22 protein-coding genes and 1 pseudogene are annotated in these 19,481 nt (G+C 70.2%); 9 read left to right on the forward strand and 14 right to left on the reverse strand.

Translation table 11 applies throughout. The features are described from left to right. Positions 1 to 119: 119 nt before the first annotated feature. From ispF to AB0I18_RS47045, 3 genes are all read right to left on the reverse strand, one after another. Positions 120 to 650: a 2-C-methyl-D-erythritol 2,4-cyclodiphosphate synthase gene (gene ispF / locus AB0I18_RS47035; RefSeq protein WP_363111991.1), complete on the reverse strand. Its 531-nt coding sequence runs from the start codon at positions 648 to 650 to the stop codon at positions 120 to 122. Then, positions 640 to 1,392 (reverse strand): 2-C-methyl-D-erythritol 4-phosphate cytidylyltransferase, encoded by a 753-nt coding sequence (gene ispD / locus AB0I18_RS47040; protein WP_363111992.1) that lies wholly within the window; start codon positions 1,390 to 1,392, stop codon positions 640 to 642. Before ispD ends, ispF begins: the two co-directional genes overlap by 11 nt. A 379-nt stretch (positions 1,393 to 1,771) precedes the next feature. Continuing rightward, a complete protein-coding gene (locus tag AB0I18_RS47045; protein WP_003953493.1) occupies positions 1,772 to 2,254 on the reverse strand; it encodes a CarD family transcriptional regulator in 483 nt (160 codons plus the stop codon). A gap of 725 nt (positions 2,255 to 2,979) precedes the next feature. Between AB0I18_RS47045 and AB0I18_RS47050 the strand changes: the two genes are divergently transcribed. Next, positions 2,980 to 3,699 carry a DUF461 domain-containing protein gene (locus AB0I18_RS47050; RefSeq protein WP_363111993.1) on the forward strand — a complete coding sequence of 240 codons (720 nt, stop codon included), beginning with the start codon at positions 2,980 to 2,982 and terminating at the stop codon, positions 3,697 to 3,699. Between the two features lie 107 nt (positions 3,700 to 3,806). Here the strand turns inward: AB0I18_RS47050 and AB0I18_RS47055 are convergent, their stop codons facing one another. Together AB0I18_RS47055 and AB0I18_RS47060 are read right to left on the reverse strand one after the other, a co-directional pair. Next, positions 3,807 to 4,487, reverse strand: coding sequence for a response regulator transcription factor (locus AB0I18_RS47055; RefSeq protein ID WP_033322296.1), 681 nt, complete (start codon positions 4,485 to 4,487; stop codon positions 3,807 to 3,809). Then, entirely contained in the window at positions 4,484 to 5,782 is a 1,299-nt protein-coding gene (locus AB0I18_RS47060; protein WP_363111994.1) for an ATP-binding protein, read from the reverse strand. Before AB0I18_RS47060 ends, AB0I18_RS47055 begins: the two co-directional genes overlap by 4 nt. A 295-nt stretch (positions 5,783 to 6,077) precedes the next feature. On the opposite strand from AB0I18_RS47060, the gene phoU reads away from it, so the two are divergent. Next, positions 6,078 to 6,755: a phosphate signaling complex protein PhoU gene (gene phoU, locus AB0I18_RS47065; RefSeq protein WP_363112008.1), complete on the forward strand. Its 678-nt coding sequence runs from the start codon at positions 6,078 to 6,080 to the stop codon at positions 6,753 to 6,755. Positions 6,756 to 7,003: 248 nt separating this feature from the next. Continuing rightward, positions 7,004 to 7,156: a hypothetical protein gene (locus AB0I18_RS47070; protein ID WP_363111995.1), complete on the forward strand. Its 153-nt coding sequence runs from the start codon at positions 7,004 to 7,006 to the stop codon at positions 7,154 to 7,156. Between the two features lie 72 nt (positions 7,157 to 7,228). Here AB0I18_RS47070 and AB0I18_RS47075 read toward each other — a convergent pair whose 3' ends face one another. Beyond that, positions 7,229 to 7,696, reverse strand: a complete 468-nt coding sequence (locus tag AB0I18_RS47075; protein ID WP_363111996.1) for a hypothetical protein — start codon at positions 7,694 to 7,696, stop codon at positions 7,229 to 7,231. Between the two features lie 67 nt (positions 7,697 to 7,763). Continuing rightward, positions 7,764 to 8,138 (reverse strand): hypothetical protein, encoded by a 375-nt coding sequence (locus AB0I18_RS47080; protein WP_363111997.1) that lies wholly within the window; start codon positions 8,136 to 8,138, stop codon positions 7,764 to 7,766. A gap of 116 nt (positions 8,139 to 8,254) precedes the next feature. On the opposite strand from AB0I18_RS47080, the gene AB0I18_RS47085 reads away from it, so the two are divergent. From AB0I18_RS47085 to AB0I18_RS47095, 3 genes are all read left to right on the forward strand, one after another. After that, a complete protein-coding gene (locus AB0I18_RS47085) occupies positions 8,255 to 8,722 on the forward strand; it encodes an SRPBCC family protein (RefSeq protein ID WP_363111998.1) in 468 nt (155 codons plus the stop codon). A 127-nt stretch (positions 8,723 to 8,849) separates the two neighbouring features. Further along, positions 8,850 to 9,392 (forward strand): hypothetical protein, encoded by a 543-nt coding sequence (locus AB0I18_RS47090; RefSeq protein ID WP_363111999.1) that lies wholly within the window; start codon positions 8,850 to 8,852, stop codon positions 9,390 to 9,392. 114 nt (positions 9,393 to 9,506) lie between these two features. Next, positions 9,507 to 10,406 carry a GNAT family N-acetyltransferase gene (locus tag AB0I18_RS47095; protein ID WP_363112000.1) on the forward strand — a complete coding sequence of 300 codons (900 nt, stop codon included), beginning with the start codon at positions 9,507 to 9,509 and terminating at the stop codon, positions 10,404 to 10,406. Here AB0I18_RS47095 and AB0I18_RS47100 read toward each other — a convergent pair. Further along, the gene (locus AB0I18_RS47100) at positions 10,313 to 11,398 is read right to left on the reverse strand and encodes a Rieske 2Fe-2S domain-containing protein (protein ID WP_363112001.1); all 1,086 of its coding nucleotides are present in this window, start codon (positions 11,396 to 11,398) and stop codon (positions 10,313 to 10,315) included. The two genes, AB0I18_RS47095 and AB0I18_RS47100, sit on opposite strands and share 94 nt — an antisense overlap. A 123-nt stretch (positions 11,399 to 11,521) precedes the next feature. Here AB0I18_RS47100 and AB0I18_RS47105 point away from each other — a divergent pair, with 123 nt between their 5' ends. Next, positions 11,522 to 11,737, forward strand: coding sequence for a hypothetical protein (locus tag AB0I18_RS47105; RefSeq protein ID WP_363112002.1), 216 nt, complete (start codon positions 11,522 to 11,524; stop codon positions 11,735 to 11,737). Positions 11,738 to 11,825: 88 nt separating this feature from the next. Here AB0I18_RS47105 and AB0I18_RS47110 read toward each other — a convergent pair whose 3' ends face one another. Then, the gene (locus AB0I18_RS47110) at positions 11,826 to 12,587 is read right to left on the reverse strand and encodes a phosphoglyceromutase (RefSeq protein ID WP_363112003.1); all 762 of its coding nucleotides are present in this window, start codon (positions 12,585 to 12,587) and stop codon (positions 11,826 to 11,828) included. A 197-nt stretch (positions 12,588 to 12,784) separates the two neighbouring features. Here AB0I18_RS47110 and AB0I18_RS47115 point away from each other — a divergent pair, with 197 nt between their 5' ends. Then, entirely contained in the window at positions 12,785 to 14,044 is a 1,260-nt protein-coding gene (locus AB0I18_RS47115; RefSeq protein ID WP_363112004.1) for an MFS transporter, read from the forward strand. A gap of 74 nt (positions 14,045 to 14,118) precedes the next feature. Here AB0I18_RS47115 and AB0I18_RS47120 read toward each other — a convergent pair. Continuing rightward, positions 14,119 to 14,567: pseudogene (locus AB0I18_RS47120) on the reverse strand (DUF2000 domain-containing protein). Positions 14,568 to 14,616: 49 nt separating this feature from the next. Between AB0I18_RS47120 and AB0I18_RS47125 the strand changes: the two are divergent. Next, complete coding sequence (locus AB0I18_RS47125) at positions 14,617 to 15,414, forward strand: AraC family transcriptional regulator (protein ID WP_363112005.1); 798 nt, start codon at positions 14,617 to 14,619, stop codon at positions 15,412 to 15,414. Here the strand turns inward: AB0I18_RS47125 and AB0I18_RS47130 are convergent. The 4 genes from AB0I18_RS47130 to AB0I18_RS47145 form a co-directional block, all read right to left on the reverse strand. Then, entirely contained in the window at positions 15,393 to 16,982 is a 1,590-nt protein-coding gene (locus tag AB0I18_RS47130) for a glycosyl hydrolase family 28-related protein (RefSeq protein ID WP_363112009.1), read from the reverse strand. The two genes, AB0I18_RS47125 and AB0I18_RS47130, sit on opposite strands and share 22 nt — an antisense overlap. A 328-nt stretch (positions 16,983 to 17,310) precedes the next feature. After that, entirely contained in the window at positions 17,311 to 17,823 is a 513-nt protein-coding gene (locus AB0I18_RS47135; RefSeq protein ID WP_363112006.1) for a YbjN domain-containing protein, read from the reverse strand. Next, positions 17,816 to 19,153: a D-inositol-3-phosphate glycosyltransferase gene (gene mshA, locus AB0I18_RS47140; protein ID WP_363112007.1), complete on the reverse strand. Its 1,338-nt coding sequence runs from the start codon at positions 19,151 to 19,153 to the stop codon at positions 17,816 to 17,818. Before mshA ends, AB0I18_RS47135 begins: the two co-directional genes overlap by 8 nt. A 141-nt stretch (positions 19,154 to 19,294) precedes the next feature. Next, positions 19,295 to 19,481, reverse strand: a 187-nt coding sequence (locus AB0I18_RS47145) for a hypothetical protein (protein WP_363112010.1), incomplete at its 5' end; no start/stop codon positions are given.

Consider the following 19,481-nt stretch of genomic DNA (forward strand, 5'->3'; position numbering starts at 1 on the left):
GGCATCTTCAGCCCGTCCGGCGTTTGAGGACGAGGCCGTTCAGGCCGAAGCGGGGGTCTGGGGGCGCAGCCCCCAGGGGACGGGTATGGGTAGGGGCGGCGGGGGCGGAAAAGGCCCGCTCAACCCACCCGCACGACCAACGCCGTGGCCACCGCCATCAGCCCTTCCCCCCGCCCGGGAAACCCGAGCCCGTCCGTCGTGGCGCCGGACACCGAGACCGGCGCCCCCACCGCCTCCGACAGAATCTTCTGCGCCTCGTCCCGACGCTTACCGATCTTGGGCCGGGGCCCGACAACCTGCACAGCCACGTTGCCGATGACGAAACCGGCGTCACGCACGATCCGCGCGGCCTCAGTCAGAAGCGTGACCCCGGAAGCCCCGGACCACTCGGGACGCCCGGTCCCGAAGTGCTGCCCCAGATCCCCCATCCCGGCCGCCGAGAAGAGCGCGTTGCAGGCGGCATGCGCGACGACGTCCGCGTCGGAGTGCCCGGCGAGCCCAGCGCCCTCCCCCTCCCACTTCAGCCCCGCACACCACAACTCCCGCCCCTCTTCGAAGGCATGGATGTCGGTGCCGATGCCGACCTGCGGCAGCACGGGCATGCCGGCCCCGGCACCGGCCCCGGCCGAGGCCCCGGTCTCAGAACCCATCGTTCAGCCTCCTCCGCGCCAGAACCGCCTCCGCGAGCACCAGATCCAGCGGCCGGGTGACCTTGAAGGCCTCCTCGTGCCCGGGCACGACCACGACCTGAAGACCGAGCTGCTCCACCATGCTCGCGTCATCGGTGACGTTGTCGGTGACGGTCTCGTGAGCGCGTACGAGGGTGTCGCGGTCGAAACCCTGCGGGGTCTGCACGGCACGCAGCAGCGCACGCTCCGGCGTCGCGACCACGGGCTCGGGTTCGCCGACGGCGGCCGCGGGCTCGACCTGCTTGACGGTGTCCGCGAGGGGCAGCGCCGGGACGACCGCGGGAGCGCCCTCACGGACGGCCTCGATGACGGCGTCGACCGTGTCGACCGGCACCAGCGGACGTGCCGCGTCGTGCACGAGCACGATGTCGATGCCGGGCGGCAGCGCGTCGAGCCCGAGTCGCACGGACTCCTGCCGGGTGTCTCCGCCGGGCACGACGAGGAAGTCGGTGCGCTCGGGCAGGGCGTGCGCGTCGAGCAGCGTCTTCACTTCGGCGGCCCCGTCGGGCGGGGCCACGACGACGACGAGGGAGACGGCACGGGACGCGGCCATGGCGCGCACCGCGTGGATGAGCATGGGGGTGCCGTTCAGCGCTCGAAGCGCTTTGGGGGCGCCCGGCCCGAGGCGCACGCCCCGGCCGGCGGCCGGAATCACGGCCGCGGTACGGCTCCCTGAAGGCGTGGGGCGGGAATCGTCAGACATCGGTTCCTGTCAGGTTTGTGTGCTCGGGCTACGTGGGTATGGCCACAGCGTGCCGGGCGCGACGCCTTGACCGGACCCTTCCGTGACATCCGGTCGAGACAGCTGCCCGGGCCCGGCACGCCAAGTATCGGGGGCCAAGTATCGGGGTCTCGGGTCCATGAATCGATGCCCGTGATTCAGCCGTGATTCAGCGGGGTTCCCGTGAATCGGTGGGTCTGCGACCGTACGATCCGTACGACGTCCGAGCGTGGACATGCCGCAGCGCCCGGCGACAGCAATTACGTACGGTAATTACGTCATCGGGCACCGCGGCATTTCATTAACGCCGAACCGCTCGTTTCGCCTCTGGTCAAGGAAAGCGATCAGAGCGTGACGGGCGTCAGGACGCGAGGACCTCGTCGAGCAGGGCCTCGGCCTTGTCCTCGTTCGTGTTCTCCGCGAGGGCGAGCTCGCTCACCAGGATCTGGCGGGCCTTGGCGAGCATGCGCTTCTCGCCGGCGGAGAGTCCACGCTCGCGCTCACGACGCCACAGGTCACGGACTACTTCCGCGACCTTGATGACATCACCGGAGGCGAGCTTCTCGAGATTTGCCTTGTAACGACGCGACCAGTTCGTGGGCTCCTCGGCATACGGCGCGCGCAGTACCTCGAAGACCCGGTCCAGCCCGTCCTGACCGACCACATCACGTACGCCGACGAACTCCGCATTGTCCGCTGGCACACGCACCGTCAGGTCGCCCTGAGCGACCTTCAGCACCAAGTAGGTCTTGTCCACGCCTTTGATCTGGCGAGTTTCGATAGCCTCGATCAGCGCGGCCCCGTGATGGGGATAGACCACGGTGTCGCCAACCTTGAACGTCATGTGACAGGTACCCCTTCCGTGGCTATCCAGGGTAACACGGAAACGGCGTGTTCTGAATGGCGTTTTCGCAGGTCAGGGCATATCTCGGGGCTTGACAATCGCAACATGAACGTGCTTCGGAGGGACCGCGGAAGGCGGTATTCGCAGGTCGGAGCGGCTCTCCGAGTGAGGTGAAACGCGCACGTTACAACACCCCGAAGCCCCGTTCGCGTGCCCGAACGTCCGGATTTGTCGGGTTCCGAGCTCCTGGCGTGCGCTACTCCGTTCGGCGACCGGAGTCGGGTGCGAGGCGAATCCGGAATTGATCACGGCGGCCGCGGATCCACCGAACACCATCCGGAGATCAACCGAAGATCGGCCGAAGATCAATTCTCCTGACACCCCATGCATTCCTTACGGGAAATCCGCAAGCCCCCGCCGGAGGGACTTACTGGGGGCTGCTTATGTGAATGGCGGACCATGTGCGGCCAATGGGGCCCGAGAGGCGCTCGTGAGAGGCGTTCGCGAGAGAGGCTCGGCGATGAGTGACAGGCGGGAGCACGGGGCGACGGCCGGTGCCGGCGGCGCCTGAAGGAACGTACGGCCGGTGCCCGAAGGGGCGTAGAGGCGGGTCGGGTGCGGCGGCACGGGAACGGCTCGGTAACCTAAGGCCGCTGACCGACCCTTAGGGCGGCTTTATTCCGGAGCCGCTCTGCTTCGCCCACGTTCAAGGAGTTGCCGCCGCCGTGAGCAGCAGCCTTCGACGCGGCGCCCTCGCCGCCGCCGCCACCGCGTTCTCGATCGCCTCGCTCGCCGCGTGCGCTGCCGGAAACCAGGCCCAGACGCTGGAGGTCAAGCCGGACAACGCGGCCATCAGCGTCGGCGACATCAAGATCCAGAACGCCGTAGTCATCACCCAGCCCGAACTGGAGTCGACGGGTCCGGCCGTGGTCTCCGCGACGGTGTTCAACACCGGCCGCAGCGACCAGACGCTGGAGTCGATCACCGTGGAGGGCATCGGCAAGCCCGCCGAGCTCAAGCCCGCGAAGGGCTCAGGACGGCTGACCGTCCCGGCCGGCGGTTCGGTGATCCTCGGCGGCAAGGGCAACGCCTCCGCCGTACTGGAGAGCAGCCGCGAGGCCTTCAAGGACGGCGACGCGCAGCCGGTCACCTTCACCTTCAGCACGACCGGTGACGTGAAGCTGGAGGCGTTCGTCCACCCGGCCGAGGGCTACTTCTCCGAGTGGGGCCCGACGGAGGCTCCGAAGGCTCCGGGCTCGGAAACGCCCAGGGAGCCCGCCGGGTCCGCGTCTCCGTCGGACTCCGTGTCGGGTTCGCCGGCCGACCCGGAGTCCGGTGAGGGTGCGGGCGAGGCCGGAGCGGAGGGCGAGGCCGGAGCGGGCGTCAGCGGCGGGGCGTCGTCGAGCTCGCCGGCCACGGGTTCGCAGGAGTCCGCGGACCACTGACGTACGCGTGCGTATGCAGATACGCACGCACGTGCACGACTCCGAAGGGCGGTACCCCTCTCCAGGGGTACCGCCCTTCGGCCGTGCTGTGCTCAGTAGGTGGCGGTTTACGGCTCGAACTTGTACCCGAGTCCACGAACCGTCACCAGGTACCGCGGCGCGCCCGGGTCCGGCTCGATCTTGGCGCGAAGGCGCTTGACGTGAACGTCCAGCGTCTTGGTGTCGCCCACGTAGTCGGCGCCCCAGACCCGGTCGATGAGCTGCATGCGCGTGAGCACGCGGCCCGCGTTCCGGAGCAGCATCTCCAGGAGGTCGAACTCCTTGAGGGGGAGGTCGACCTTGGAGCCGGAGACGGTGACCACGTGGCGGTCGACGTCCATCCGGACCGGGCCCGCCTCCAGGGCGGCCGGGGTGACCTCCTCGGGCTCGCCGCGGCGGCGCAGGACGGCCCGGATACGGGCGACCAGCTCGCGCGACGAGAAGGGCTTGGTGACGTAGTCGTCGGCTCCTATTTCGAGCCCCACGACCTTGTCGATCTCGCTGTCCTTGGCGGTGACCATGATCACCGGGACGTTGGAACGGCTGCGCAGCTGGCGGCACACCTCGGTGCCGGGCAGGCCGGGCAGCATCAGGTCGAGGAGGACGAGGTCGGCGCCGTTGCGCTCGAACTCGTCGAGGCCGTCGGGCCCGGTGGTCGCGATCGCGACCTCGAAGCCCTCTTTGCGGAGCATGTAGGACAGGGCGTCGGAGAAGGACTCCTCGTCCTCGACGACGAGCACTCGGGTCACGGAAGGACCTCCGGGGCAGGATGCGGTTCATACGGGGATGTGACGGTGGTCGTCCCGTCGGACTGCCCGGCGTCGTCCTCTTCGTCGAGGCCGGGCGGATGACCGGGCGGGTGGCCGGTCGTGTGGCCGGTCGCGCGGTCGCGGGCCGCACCCGCCTCCGGCAGCCGCAGGGTGAAGGTGGAGCCCTGACCCTCGGAGCTCCACACCGTGACCTCCCCGCCGTGCGAGGCGGCCACGTGCTTGACGATCGCCAGGCCGAGTCCCGTACCACCGGTGGCACGGGAACGGGCCGGGTCGACGCGGTAGAAGCGCTCGAAGACGCGCTCCTTGTCCTTGTCGGAGATGCCGATGCCCTGGTCGGTCACGGCGATCTCGATGAGCTCTCCGCCGGGCGCGGTCACCCGGCGCGCGGCTATGCCCACCCGGGTGCGGGCGGGCGAGTAGTTGACGGCGTTCTCGACGAGGTTGCCGAGAGCCGCGGCGAGCTGGCCCCTGTTGCCCCAGATGCTGAGGTCGGCGGTGCCTCCGGCGGCCATGGTGATCTGCTTGGCGCCGGCCTGGTGGCGGCAGCGGTCGATCGCCTCGGCGACGAGTTCGTCGACGCGTACGGGCTCGGCGTCCTCCAGGGGGTCGTCGTTCTGGACCCGGGAGAGGTCGATGAGTTCCTGGACGAGGTTGGTGAGGCGGGTGGCCTCTATCTGCATGCGCCCGGCGAACCGTTCCACGGCTTCCGGGTCCTCGGAGGCGCCCATCACGGCCTCCGAGAGGAGGGAGAGCGCGCCTACGGGGGTCTTGAGCTCGTGGCTGACGTTGGCGACGAAGTCGCGTCGTACGGCCTCGATACGGCGGGCCTCGGTGAGGTCCTCGACGAGGAGCAGTACGAGCCGGGAGCCGAGCGGCGCGACGCGGGCGGACACGGCGAGGGCTTCGCCGCGGCCGGTGCCGCGCCGGGGCAGGTCCAGCTCGACCTGTCGTATCTCCCCGTCCCGCCGCGTGTCCCGGGCCATCAGGAGCATCGGCTCGACGGCCAGTTTCCCGCCGCGTACCAGCCCGAGGGCGTACGCGGCGGAGCTGGCCTTGACCACGGCGTCCGCCTCGTCGAGCACGACTGCGGAGGAGCGCAGCACGGACAGGACCGTGTCCACGCCCGGCGGAAGCACCGGGTCCGTGTGCAGCGAGGTGCGGGTGGGCCGCTTCTGCTCCCGCTCGCTCCAGCGGAACGCCAGCGTGGCGATGACGCCGGTGAGTACACCGGCGATCGCTGCCGCTGCGGCGACCGCCGCGTTCACGTCCATGTCTCCAGGTTAGGCGCGCTGTGCGCCCCCGTCACAGCCGTCCGAGGGCCGACTCGAACACTCGTCGCCCAGAGTTCACCCTGGAGACCATGCGGGTTCACTTCGTACGACCGGGATGCATAGGGCACCCACCTGGGAGAAGGGGCGGTGTCGCCCAGAGTTCACCTGGGAGCCAGCGATGGTTCATTTGGGGGGTCGGAAACCGACGCGTTCAGGCCGGAGCGTGGGAGCGTGGGGTTCACAAGCCACTTTGAACCCCCCGAAGCAGACGTGAGACGTGAGAGAGGGACACCTGATGCGGGACGCGTACCACGAGGAACTTGACTCGATCGGCGAAGGCCTGGTCGAGATGGCCCGGCTGGTCGGGTCGGCGATCGGTCGCGCCACGACGGCGATCCTCGACTCCGATCTGAAGCTGGCGGAGACCGTGATCGCGGGCGACCAGAAGGTCGACGATCTGCAGCACGAGCTCGAGGCACGGGCGATAGCCCTGCTGGCCCGGCAGCAGCCCGTGGCCACCGACCTGCGGATCGTCGTCACCTCGCTGCGGATGTCCGCCGACCTGGAGCGCTCCGGCGACCTCGCCCAGCATGTGGCGAAGCTCGCGCGGCTGCGCTTCCCGGAGCGCGCGATCCCGCACGACCTGCATGCCACGATCCTGGAGATGGGCCAGCTCGCACAGCGCCTGATGGCCAAGGCCGCCGAGGTCATCATCACCAAGGACGTCGACCTCGCCCTCCAGCTGGAGCAGGACGACGACGCGATGGACCTCCTCCACCGCACCCTCTTCCAGCACCTCCTGGACGACCGCTGGCAGCACGGCATCGAGACGGCCGTCGACGTGACGCTGCTGGGCCGCTACTACGAGCGCTTCGCCGACCATGCGGTGTCGGTGGCGAACCGGGTGGTGTACCTGGTGACGGGCGAGCACGCGGACGAGATCAACGCGGCGCCGGCTGTGGACGGAGCGTGAGCCCCCGGCGGTTGGGCCGGGCGCCCATGGGGGTGCCGGGTCCGCTGCTTGGGCGGGTGCGGGTGCGTGGGGGCTGGTCGCGCCCACGCGGCGGAGCCGCATGATCGACACAGCCTCGCGCCCCTTGGTACTCCGTGGTGGGGGCGCGTCGTGATTGCGTAGGAGCGGCTGAGCCTCTGTGCGCCGTTGATGCGCCTGGCCTGGTGGGGGTGCAATGGGCGTAGGCAGAAGCCTTCGAGGAGGGACCCATGGCCGAATCCCCCACCACGACCGACCCCACCCAGGATCGCGAGACCGAGCAGCCCGCCGAGGTCAGGAACCTGCCGCTCTTCGGCGCCTGCGGCTGCGGCTCGGGCTGCGGCTGCGGGTGCCAGTCCGGCAATCCTTGCCAGTGCGGCTGACTCACGTACGGCGTACGTAGGACTACGAAAGGGCCCCGCTTCAGGTGCGGGGCCCCTTCGTTTCAGTTCGTCTCAGCACCAGTCCGAACCGGTGCGGTCCGCGACGATCTCCACCAGTACGGAACCGTCACCCGCGTCTTCCACGTCGAGATACGCGGTCGTGCCCCCGATCCGCTTCGTGAAGCAGTCGGAACCGGAGGCGGCGGAGGCCGAGTCGCGCGGACGCCAGCCGTTTGCCTGAGCGGCGTCCCGATAGTGGACGAGGGCGCTCTCGCGGGAACCGCCGTAGGAGTAGCTGTTCCCGGCGTACACCCACAGATCGTCGTCGTCGCAGCCTTTGTACGGCCTCCCTTGCCCGGCCCCCGCCGGGCCGGCGTCCAGCACCGGGTCCCCGGCGATCGCCGCCGCGAGCCGGTCCTCCTTCTCGCCGCACCCGTACACGACCAGGAAGTACCCGGCCGGGATCCCCACCGTCACCACCACCGCCGCAGCCAGGACCGCGAGGCCGGCCGACTTGATCCCCACCCTGCGCTGTCGCATGACGCGGGACCCTAGCCTGGGACTCCGGTGGGACTCCGGGCCGGACTTCAGCGAACCTCGGTCACACTCACCGCCGCGTCCGAGCCAACAGCAGGACGGCGGCCACCGCTCCCACGGCTCCCACGGCTCCGGCGGACAGGTAGCCGCGGGTGGAACGGTAGGACAGCACGGACCACTGCGACTGCGCGGACAACGCCGATCCCGTGCTCAGCACGGACCCGGCCGAGACCCGCGACAGGGCGGACCCGATCGAGCCGATCGACAGGGCACTCCCCACCGAGCCGACGGACAGGGCCGAGCCGACGGACCCGATGGACAACACCGAACCCACCGAGCCGATCGACAACACCGAGTCCCGCGACCACAGGGACAACACGGAGCCCGGGGAGGCGCGACGCGTGGACAGTACGGAATGTGCGGACAGTGCGGACAGCTTGGTCATGGGGCCATCTTGCCCATGGATTCCGCAGGTTGGCACACGAATGCCGAGTGCTGTTCGTCGAGTGCCGTTCCTCGTGTGCCGTTCCTCGTGTGCCTCATCGGTCCTAGGATCGGGCCATGAGCAGGACCGACCGCGCCAGCCGGTTGATCGCGGCACCACCGGCGACTGTCTACGGCGCCCTCCTCAACCGCGAGTCGCTGGAGGCCTGGCTGCCGCCGGACGGCATGCGTGGGCGGGTCGAGCGGTGGGATCCCCGGCCCGGTGGCGGGTTCCGGATGATCCTCACCTACCTCGACGCCTCCGACAGCCCGGGCAAGACCTCAGGTGCGACGGATGTCGTCGACGTGGGATTCGCCGACCTGGTGCCGCCCGAGCGCGTGGTGCAGCGGGCGGTGTTCGAGGCCGACGACCCGTCGTACGCGGGCACCATGACGATGACCTGGTACCTCGCCGCCGCCGGTGACGGGACCGAGGTGACCGTCACCGCCACGGACGTGCCACCCGGCATCGACCAAGCGGCCCACGAGACCGGGATCGCCTCCTCGCTGGCCAACCTGGCGTCGTACGTCGAGGCGGCCGGCTGACGGAGTTCCCGCCGGCCGGCCGGGATCGGGTTGCCGTGGAAGATTGCGGACGGGCAGATCCATCAGAAGGGCCCCAGCCCCGGAAAACGTGTGGAGCGGCGGGCGCGCGTCGTGCACGATCACCGGCATGACCGAGCACGGGCAGTACGAGCAGGTCTTCGCGCCCCTGCGCGGGGCACGGGCCTGGGGTGTCCGTGTCCCCGGCTTCATCGACCGCGACGACCCGGTGCCGCGCTTCGCCCCCATGGGCGACACCGTCTACCTCGTCTTCGACGAGGGGTATCTGCGGGTGGACGCCCGCGGCGGCGGTGGACAGCTCGCCTTCCGGCCGGTGTCCGAGCCGACCCCTGGCGCCGACTGGGATCTCGACGAGGACGAGTTCGCCGTCGGCGACTACGGGTCGCACTTCCTCGGCGACGACGGTCAGCTCAAGGCCATCACCCAGGTCCGGTACGCCCTCAACGACGAGTCCGACCGGGCGGCCGGCACCGTCCGGGCGGCCGAGATCCGGTTCGAGTACGGCGGTGTGCTGTTCCTCGACCCCATGTGCTACTGGGGCATCCGGCTCCAGGGGACGGGGGCGTATGAGCGCTGGCTGGCCTGGGAACGGGAGGACAGCCACCGGCGTGCCGTCTTCGGCCGGCTCGAAGAACGCATCTGGATCCCTTAGCGCCCCGTAGCACCCCGACCAGTGCCCCAATCAGCACTCCGATCAGTGCCCCGAGTCGGAGATGTTCCTCCACCCGGCCGCCCGCCACGCCCGCAGCGTGAGAAATCATGAAGCATGCGCCCGGATGGCTGGTACCTCACCGAAGACGTCGACGACTTTCTCGCCCGAGCCGGGGAGTTCCTGCGCTCGCGACCCGTTCCGCACATCATGCCGCTGACCTGGACCGAGAGACTACGTACCCGCGGGGCGGCCGCGTACGGCATCCGAGCCCAGGTCTTCGGCCTACTGGAGCGAGCGGGCGAGGTCATCGCCACCTTCCACCGCCTCGCGCCCCGCGGCCTGAGCCTCACTCCCCTCACCCCCGAGCAGGCCGACACCCTCGCCGCCCACCTGGCCGCCCTCGGCCACCCCCTGCCGTCCGTCAGCGCGGACCACGCCACCGCCACCGCTTTCGCCGAGGCCTGGCAGCGGCACACGGGCGCGACACCCACGCTCAGTGCCCGGCTCCACCTGTACCGCCTCGGCACGCTCACCCCGCCGGATCCGCTCCCGGCGGGCCGGGGCCGACTCGTGGGCGAGCAGGACCATGAGCAACTCATGGACTGGTGCCGTGAGTTCGCCGCGGACGTCGGGGAGGTCGTCTCCATGGACGCCGGCTCCTGGGCCCGCACCCGCTTCGCCGACAAGAGCTACACGTTCTGGGAGACCCCGGACGGCACGCCCGTCTCCATGGCGGGCGTGAACCCGATGGTCGCCGGCCGGATGGTCCAGGTGGACCCCGTGTACACCCCGGCCCACCTGCGCGGCCGCGGCTACGCGGGCGCCGCGACGGTCGAGGTCAGCCGGGCCGCGCTCGCCGCTGGCGCCACGGAGGTCGTGCTGTTCACGAACGCGGCCAACCCGACCAGCAACGCCCTCTATCAGCGGATCGGGTACGTCCCGGTCACCGACTTCGCCGGGTACGACTTCTCGTCCGCCGCGGCGGCTTCGGCCGTCGGTACGTCGGCCGGATAGAACTGGGCGTACCAGCGGCGCAGCGCCTTGATGCCCTTCTCGTGCGGGAGCAGGACAGGGTGCGGTCGGTGGATCTTGTGGTCCCAGATCCGGACCTCCTCGCGCACCTCTTTCAGGGCTTCCGCGCGAAAGGCGAACTTGAGGAAGGGCACCAGGAACGGGAGCCGGGCGGGCTTGCGGACGTAGTACAGCATCCGCATCTCGCTCGTACGGTCGTCGACGGGCGTGGTGAGTGCGACGGCGGTCACCGAGAGGACGGGGCCGTGGACGCGCACCACCATGACGCCCGGTCCGTACATGAACGAGTCGAAGGTGTTGTTGATGTCCCGGCCGAGTACGCGCCGGTGGATGTGGCCGCGTACCTCGGCGAAGGGGCCGTCGGGCCGCAGGTGCTGGACGGGTGGTTCGCTCTGGCCGTGGATGAAGTGGAAGTGGGACTCGTCGACGATGTTCTCGCGCATCTCCTGTATGTGGATGCGCGCCCGGCAGACGTCGTCGATCGGCGCGGCGAAGTCCCTGGAGACCGTCTCCGGGATTTCCGGTATCTCCCATGACGGCGCCGTCGGCCCGGTGTGGACGAAGACGAGCCCGCTGTGCTCACGGACCGGGAAGCCGCCCAAGGTCACCTTGGGGGTGCGGGCCGCGAACGGGGCGTGCGCGCACCGGCCGTCGGTGCCGAACCGCCAGCCGTGGAACGGGCACTCCACGGTGCCGTCCACGACCTTGCCGCCGACGCCCAGATGCGCGCCGTAGTGCGGGCAGTGGGCGTCCCGTACGGCGGGCTGCCCGTCCGCGCCGCGGAAGGCGATGAGGGCTCGCCCGAAGTAGTGCAGATTGACGACCCTGCCCGGTCGCAGCTCGTCGCTACGGAGCACGGCATACCACCCATACGGCACAGGCGGCATCGGATACTCGTCGGCTCGCTGATCACGGGGCAGGCCGACGAGGGCGTCATGGCTGTCAGAGCTGTCATGGCTGCGACGAAACGGCATGGGCAGATGCTAGCGAGAGGCCCGGCGGGGGCGGGGGTCGCCACGGTGAGCGGAATGAGCCACTCCTGCCCCCTGAGGACTGACGGTCGAACCTGACGTACGCCCTGCTCACGGACCGGCCGGGTGGAACTGACGATCAACGTGGCGGTGCTGCTGGCTGTTGTCGTCGTCTGGCGACTACGTCGACGCGTACAGGCCAGAAGCCGGTCCGACCAGACTCTGACCGTTGCCATAGTGCTGGTGCTCGGGGTGCTGATCGCCCCGACCGCCTTCGGCCGGTGGATCCTTGACGTCGTGGGCCAACTCGCGCAGAGCATTTCGCAGGCGGACGGCCCATGAGCGGCCCGAAGCCGGCCCCGGCACGCCGAAAAGCCCTCCGCCCGCGGGAATCCGCAGGCGGAGGGCTGAAGAGCTTGATCGAGTCGGGCTACTTCTTCTTGCCCTGGTTCTTCACGGCCTCGATCGCCGCCGCGGCCGCGTCCAGGTCGAGGTAGGTACCGCCCGGGTTCAGCGGCTTGAAGTCGCCGTCGAGTTCGTACGACAGGGGGATGCCCGTCGGGATGTTGAGGCCCGCGATGTCGGCGTCCGAGACGCCGTCGAGGTGCTTGACGAGGGCGCGCAGGGAGTTGCCGTGCGCGGCGACCAGGACCGTGCGGCCGGTCAGGAGGTCCGGGACGATGCCGTCGAACCAGTACGGCAGCATGCGGACGACGACGTCCTTGAGGCACTCCGTCTGCGGGCGCAGCTCCGGCGGGAGGGTCGCGTAGCGCGGGTCGTCGAACTGCGAGTACTCGGCGTCGCGGTCCAGCGGCGGCGGAGGCGTGTCGTACGAGCGGCGCCACAGCATGAACTGCTCCTCGCCGAACTCGGCGAGCGTCTGGGCCTTGTCCTTGCCCTGGAGGGCGCCGTAGTGGCGCTCGTTCAGGCGCCAGGAGCGGTGGACCGGGATCCAGAGGCGGTCCGCGGACTCCAGGGCGAGCTGGGCGGTGCGGATCGCGCGCTTCTGGAGCGAGGTGTGGACCACGTCGGGCAGCAGGCCGGCGTCCTTGAGCAGCTCACCGCCGCGGACTGCCTCCTTCTCGCCCTTCTCGTTGAGGTTGACGTCCACCCAGCCGGTGAACAGGTTCTTCGCGTTCCATTCGCTCTCGCCGTGGCGGAGGAGGATCAGCTTGTACGGTGCGTCGGCCATGGCCCCGAGCGTAATCCAACCCACGAATCGCTCGCGCGCCCGCCCGGAAGTCGGACACGGGCCCACCCGGGGCGGCCAGACAGTTGACGGTTTCTGTTAATTGAGTGGCCTCCCGGAGCGACCTACTCGTAAGTTCTGCTCAGCAGCTGAGCCACTTACATGCCAGCTGAGACACTTACTGCCGGTGGGGGATCCCGATGTCACTCACGTCCATAAGACGTGCCACCCGAGAATCGGTCTCGGGGCTCCCCCGCGAGTTCTGGTGGCTGTGGACCAGCACGCTGGTCAACCGGCTGGGGGCGTTCGTCGCCACCTTCATGGCCCTGTATCTCACTCTCGACCGCGGCTACTCCGCCTCGTACGCCGGACTCGTCGCCGCCCTCCACGGCCTCGGCGGAGTCGTCTCCTCCCTCGGCGCGGGCATCATGACGGACCGGCTCGGGCGGCGGCCCACTCTCCTGATCGCCCAGTCGTCCACCGCCGTCTCCGTCGCGCTGCTCGGCTTCATGCACCACCCGCTCGCGATCGCCGCGGTCGCGTTCCTCGTCGGGATGGCGAGCAACGCCTCCCGGCCGGCCGTGCAGGCGATGATGGCCGACATCGTCCGGCCCGAGGACCGTGTCCGGGCCTTCTCCCTCAACTACTGGGCCATCAACCTCGGGTTCGCGATCTCGTCCATGGGGGCCGGGTTCATCGCCGAGTTCAGCTATCTCGCCGGGTTCCTCATCGAGGCCGGGATGACGATGATCTGCGCGATCGTCGTCTTCGCGAAGCTGCCGGAGTCCAGGCCGACGCGGACCGCGGCCGAGAAGGCGGCCCCCGAGGTCGGCCTCGGCACCGTCCTGCGCGACGGCCGCTTCATGAGCGTCGTCAGCCTGTCCTTCCTCGTCGCGCTGATCTTCCAGCAGGGAGCCGTGGGCCTGCCGGTGGCGATGGGCGAGGCCGGGTTCACACCCGCCGACTACGGCCTGGCGATCGCGGTCAACGGCGTCCTCATCGTCGCCCTGCAGATCCCGGTCACCCGCTTCATCGAACACCGGGACCCGAGACGCCTCCTCGTCCTCTCGTCCCTCCTCGCCGGGTACGGCTTCGGGCTCACAGCCTTCGCCGGCTCGGTCGGCGTCTTCGCCCTCACGGTCTGCGTCTGGACCCTCGCCGAGATCGTCAACGCACCCACCCAGACGAGTCTCGTCGTCCGCCTCTCCCCCACCCATGGCCGCGGCCGCTACCAGGGCATGTACACGATGTCCTGGGCGGTGGCCTCCCTCGTCGCCCCGCTGATGTCCGGCCTCGTCATCGACCGGTACGGGGCCGAGTGGCTGTGGGGCATCTGCGCGGTGATCGGTACGGCGGCCGGGGCGGGGTACGGGCTGCTGATGCGGCGACTGCCGGCGGACGAACCCGCCAGGGAGGCGGAGGTCCCGGCGACCACGAAGCCCGAGGTCAACGCGGCCTGAGCCACACCGGGTCCCGGCCGGGCCGGGCCTGGCGTGGCCATGCCGACTCCCCCGACTCCCCCGACTCCCCCGGCTCACGGATGCATCCGCGCCCCCTTCACCACCTTGTCCACCCCGTTCCGGGGCCCGTACACCGCGAGCCCCACCAGGTCCAGGTCACCCGTGGGGACGGCCCCCGTACGGCCGCCCGGTTGTCGCGGTCGTTGCCCGTGGTGAACAGGTCGGAGGTGAAGAGCGAGCGCGGGAGCGCACGGGACAGGGCCCGGCCGTGCGCCGCGGTCAGCGTCTCCTTCGTAGCCTCGAAGATCAGCACGGGCTGGCGGAACATCGGCAGATAGCCGACCCCGTCCGCGTCGGCGTACGGCTCGCCCATCACCTCGGGGACGGCCGTTCCCAGGCCGCTGACCAGGAAGGCGGTCACGTTCAGCCGCTGCCAGGGCTCCAGGTCCTCCCGCAGCAGGACGGCGATCTTGGTGTCGAAGCGGATGGGGGCCCGGGCGTTCTGAAGGGGTTCGCTGCTCATGTCCCGAGACTGCCGACCGCCCTGCCACCCCGTCTTGTACGTTTCTTGCATGGTGGTCCGGCGCGAAGTCTCCGCCTGGCGCCCGCGCGTGCCGGGTGTCGTTGAGGTCTTCCACGCCCACTTCACCGAGTACGCGTACCCGATGCACGTACACGACGCGTGGACCCTCCTGATCGTCGACGACGGAGCCGTGCGCTACGACCTCGACCGGCACGAGCACGGCACCCCGCACGACACGGTCTCGCTGCTGCCGCCGCACGTGCCGCACAACGGCTCGCCGGTCACCGAGCACGGTTTCCGCAAGCGCGTCCTCTATCTGGACCTGAGCCGGCTCGACGAGAGCCTGATCGGCCCCGCGGTGGACGAGCCGGACCTGGTGGACCCCGTACTGCGGCTGCGCGTCGGGCAGTTGCACACCGCCCTCGCGCACCCCGGGGACGAACTGGAGGCGGAGAGCAGGCTGACGCTGATCGGGGAGCGGCTGCGCGGGCATCTGCGCCCCCGGCTCGTCGAGGACGCCCCGCAGGCCGACCGCCCGCTCGCCCGCCGGCTGCGTGAACTCCTCGACGAGCGTCTCGTGCGGGGCATCGACCTGGCCGAGGCCGCGCGGCTCGTGCACGCCCATCCGGCGCACCTGGTACGGGCGTTCAGCGGCGCGTTCGGCATCGCCCCGCACCAGTACCTGATGTCCCGTCGCGTGGACCGCGCCCGACGCCTGCTGCTGGCCGGCCGGCCGCCGGGCGAGGTGGCCGCCGCGACCGGCTTCTACGACCAGTCCCATCTGACCCGCCACTTCAAGCGGTTGGTGGGCGTCACCCCGGGGCGTTACCGCGTCAGCTCGCGCTGAGCCTCGTACAGGTTCCGCGGTCGTACGACGTCCGTGGTGCCGTACAGCTCCAGCCGACTGTGTAGGTCTCCGGTGAAGTCGGGTACGTCGATCTGGCCGAACTCGCTCACTTCGTTGATGCCGACCGTGGCGCTGTACGGGGCGAGGCCGTCGATCTTCATCAGGCCGGCGCGGGCGTTGGTGACCCGGATGTTCCAGTGGGTGAAGCGGGCGCCGAAGAGCGGCCCTGCGCTCGCGTCCCCGCCGTGGCGGCCGTTGTTGGTGACCGTGATGTCGGTGCGGACGTTCGCGAAGGGCATGCCGCGGTGGGAGTCGAAGGTGCCCATGCGCATGTCGCCGCGCGACCAGACGTTGTAGGAGGAGAGGCCCTCGACGTTGATGCCGTGGAGTTGGGTGCCGGCGGGCGCCGGGGTTGTGCGCCCCTCGATCGTGAAGTCCTCGACGAGGTTGTCGTGCGAGCCCTCGCGGCAGAAGTACGGGTGGTGCGAACCCCGGCCCGCCACCCGGGTGTTGCGCAGAGTGCAGGCCGAGGCGGCCACCAGGCCGAAGCCGTTGTCCATGTGGCGTACGACGATGTCGTCGGCCCAGCAGTCGTACGCGCACTGGAACGTGACCCCGTTGAAGCCCTGGTCGAGGAGGTGCGGGGCCTGCGGGGTCTCGACGGCTTCGAGGGTGAGGCCTTCCACCCCGGAGCCGGTCAGGGCCCGGACGTGGGTGGTGAGGCGGGGGTCCCACTCCGGGCGTACGTCGAGCGGGAGCGGGCGCTCCAGGGTGACCTTTTCGCCCTGCACGCGCGCGATGCGCACGGGCCACTCGTACGGGACGTAGCTGGTCAACTTTGTCTTGTCGTCCCAGTAGTAGGCCTCCGGGCCCGGGCCGCCGCCCGCCATGTGCTCCAGGAGGGTGTGGCCGGTGTCGTCGGCGAGGCGGAGGAGCACGAGCCGGCCGGGGCTCAGGCGCGAGGCGTCGGCGACCCGGACCGACCAGGAACCGCGGACCGCGGGCTCGACCCTCGTGAGGGTCTCCCACTCGTCGCGCTTGTTGCCCGTCCAGCCCTCGAAGGGCCATGCCCTCGCTCTGATGGCGGTCGTCAGGGTGGTGAAGCGGTCCGCCGGGCAGAGCCAGAGGAGGCCGCCCGCCCAGGACCAGGACGACTTGTCGCCGCCGTAGCGCGACCCGTAGAGGCCGATCAGCTCGGTGAGGTTCCTGGTCGCGTACAGCTTCGTACGGTCGCTGCCGGCGCCGCGCAGGACGACGTTCGAGTGGCCGACGCGGATCAGGCCGTCGAGGCGGTACGTGCCGGGCGGGACGAGAACCGTGCCGCCGCCGGCCCTTCCGGCGGCGGCGACGGCACGGTTGATCGCCGGGGCGGAGTCGGCCGAGCCGTCCGCCGTGGCGCCGTACGCGCGGACGTCGGCCACGACGGGGCGGCGGGGGAAGTGCGCCGCCCCGGCGCGCTGGCCGGCCCTTCCGACGTACGGGATCTGTGGGTGCGTGAAGGGGGTGCGGGTGAACTCGCGCCAGAGGGCGGGCACTTCGCCCGTGCCCGTGCCCATATCTGTGCCCATGGGCGCTTGACCGGCGTTCGTACGGGCCAGGGGTCCGTTCTGCCAGTCGGTCGCCGCGGTCCGCCGGGAGGTGGCGGCCGCCGCCGGTCCGCCGGTCGCGGTGCCCGCCGCGGCGCCTGCCGCGACGGCAGTCGCACTGCCGAGCAGGGCCCGTCTGGTGATGCCCTCACAGCCGTTGCTCATGTCCGAACCGCCTTCCAGGGATGGAGACTTCCATGGATGTGAACGACGTTCAGATGTGCGTGAGCGGCGAGCATGCCACGGCGCCCGAGAGGGAGGAAGGGGTCGTGCAATGGTTAATTAATATGGACCATTGGGTCAGGTTGGATCAGCTGGTCGGACGCTGAGTCAGATGACTGAACGCGTCCAGGTTGCGCGTGGACTCGCCGCGCGACGTCCGCCAGGCGTACTCCTTGCGGATCGCGGACGCGAAACCGAGCTCCAGGAGCGTGTTGAAACTGCCGTCGGCGGCCTCCAGGACCGAGCCGAGCAGGCGGTCGACCTCGGCGGCGGTGACCGCGGCCAGCGGCAGTTTGCCGGTCACGTAGACGTCGCCGAGCGGGTCGACGGCGTAACCGACGCCGTAGAGCTTGAGGTTGCGCTCCAGGAGCCAGCGCTGCACTCCGGCCTCGTTCTCGTCCGGGTGCCGGATCACGAAGGCGTTGAGGGAGAGGGAGTGCCGGCCGACGATCAGCGAGACGGTCGTCGACAGCTTGCGGGTGCCGGGGAGCTTCACCACGAAGTTGCCGCGCTCAGGACGCTCCCATTCGAGCTCGGCGTCCTTCAGGAACTCCTCGATGACCTGCGCCGCCCGCTGCTCGTCAGCCTGTACGTCAGCCATGGTGGGAGCGTACGTGACGGCGGTGGTCGTGCATCGCCGCCGTGTAGACGTCCGCCGTGGCCGCGGCCGCCGTGTCCCAGCCGAAGGACCTGGCGTGCCAGGCGGCGGCCGTGCCCATCCGGTCCGGGAGTGCGGGGTTGTCGGCGAATTCGCCCAGCACGCGCGCGTAGTCGGCGGGATCGTGGCCGGGCACCAGGAAGCCGGTCTCCTTGTGGCGGACGGCGACGGGCAGGCCGCCCACCGCCGCCGCGAGCACCGGCGTGCCGGCCGCCTGCGCCTCTATGGCGACGAGCCCGAAGGACTCGCTGTAGGAGGGCATCACGAGGACGGACGCGGCCCGGAACCAGTCCGCGAGCTGGTCCTGGCCGACGGGCGGATGGAACCGCACGACGTCGGCGATACCGAGCCGGGCGGCGAGTTTCTGCAGGCCCTCGGGCTTGGCGAGGCCGCTGCCGCTCGGACCGCCCACTACGGGGACGACGATTTTCGAGCGGAGCTCGGGCCGCTCCTCCAGGAGGACGGCCACCGCGCGCAGCAGGACGTCGGGCGCCTTCAGGGGCTGGATGCGACCTGCGAAGAGGGGTATCAGGGCGTCCCGCGGAAGGCCGAGGCGGGCGCGGGCGGCGTCGCGTCCGTCGGCCGGGCGGAACCGGTCGAGGTTCACGCCGGGGTGGACGACCGCGACCTTGCCGGACTCGGCGTCGTAGTGGCGTACGAGTTCGTCGGCCTCTTCGGAGGTGTTCGCGATCAGGCGGTCGGCGGCGCGGACGATCTGGGTCTCGCCGATGACGCGGGCGGCCGGCTCGGGGGTGTCGCCGTCGGCCAGGGCGGCGTTCTTGACCTTCGCCATGGTGTGCATCGCGTGCACCAGGGGGGCGCCCCAGCGGTCGGCGGCCAGCCAGCCGACGTGGCCCGAGAGCCAGTAGTGCGAGTGGACCAGGTCGTAGTAACCCGGGCGGTGGCCCGCCCAGGCCTGCATCACGCCGTGCGTGAAGGCGCACAGCTGGGCGGGGAGCTCCTCCTTGGCGAGACCTTCGTACGGTCCTGCGTCCACATGCCGTACGAGGACGCCGGGCGCGAGTTCCACCGTGGGCGGGAGGGCGCCGGTCGTCGCCCGGGTGAAGATCTCGACCTCGATGTTGATCGCGGCGAGGCGCTGGGCCAGCTCCACGATGTATACGTTCATGCCGCCCGCGTCGCCCGTACCGGGCTGGTGCAGGGGTGAGGTGTGCACGGAGAGCATCGCAACGCGGCGTGGCCTGCGGTGCAGCCTCAGCCTCGACGGGGCTGCCGAAGAGCGGCGCCCGAGCCTGCTCACGTACTGGCTCACGTGGCGTTCCTCCTTGCTGCTGACCCTGCACGGATCTTGCTGCGGGCATGCCGGACGGAGGACGTGGAGCGCCCTCCAAGGCTTGGAACACCGGAGCTGCCTGCTCCATTTCCTTTTTGCCGAATCATTACCGCTGGTCGCTCAACCGTTCGAGCCGCGGATGCGTAGCGCCCCCCTCAGCCCGTCCGGCGTTTGAGGACGAGGCCGTTCAGGCCGAAAGGGGGGTCTGGGGGCCACGAGGTAGATCGCGGTGAGCACGCCGACCGGCACGGCGATCACCGTGGCGAGACCGACCTGCTCCAGGCTGCCGATGATGGCGTGGTAGATG

This window comes from Streptomyces sp. NPDC050704 (assembly GCF_040654355.1).
Taxonomy (GTDB): Bacteria; Actinomycetota; Actinomycetes; order Streptomycetales; family Streptomycetaceae; genus Streptomyces.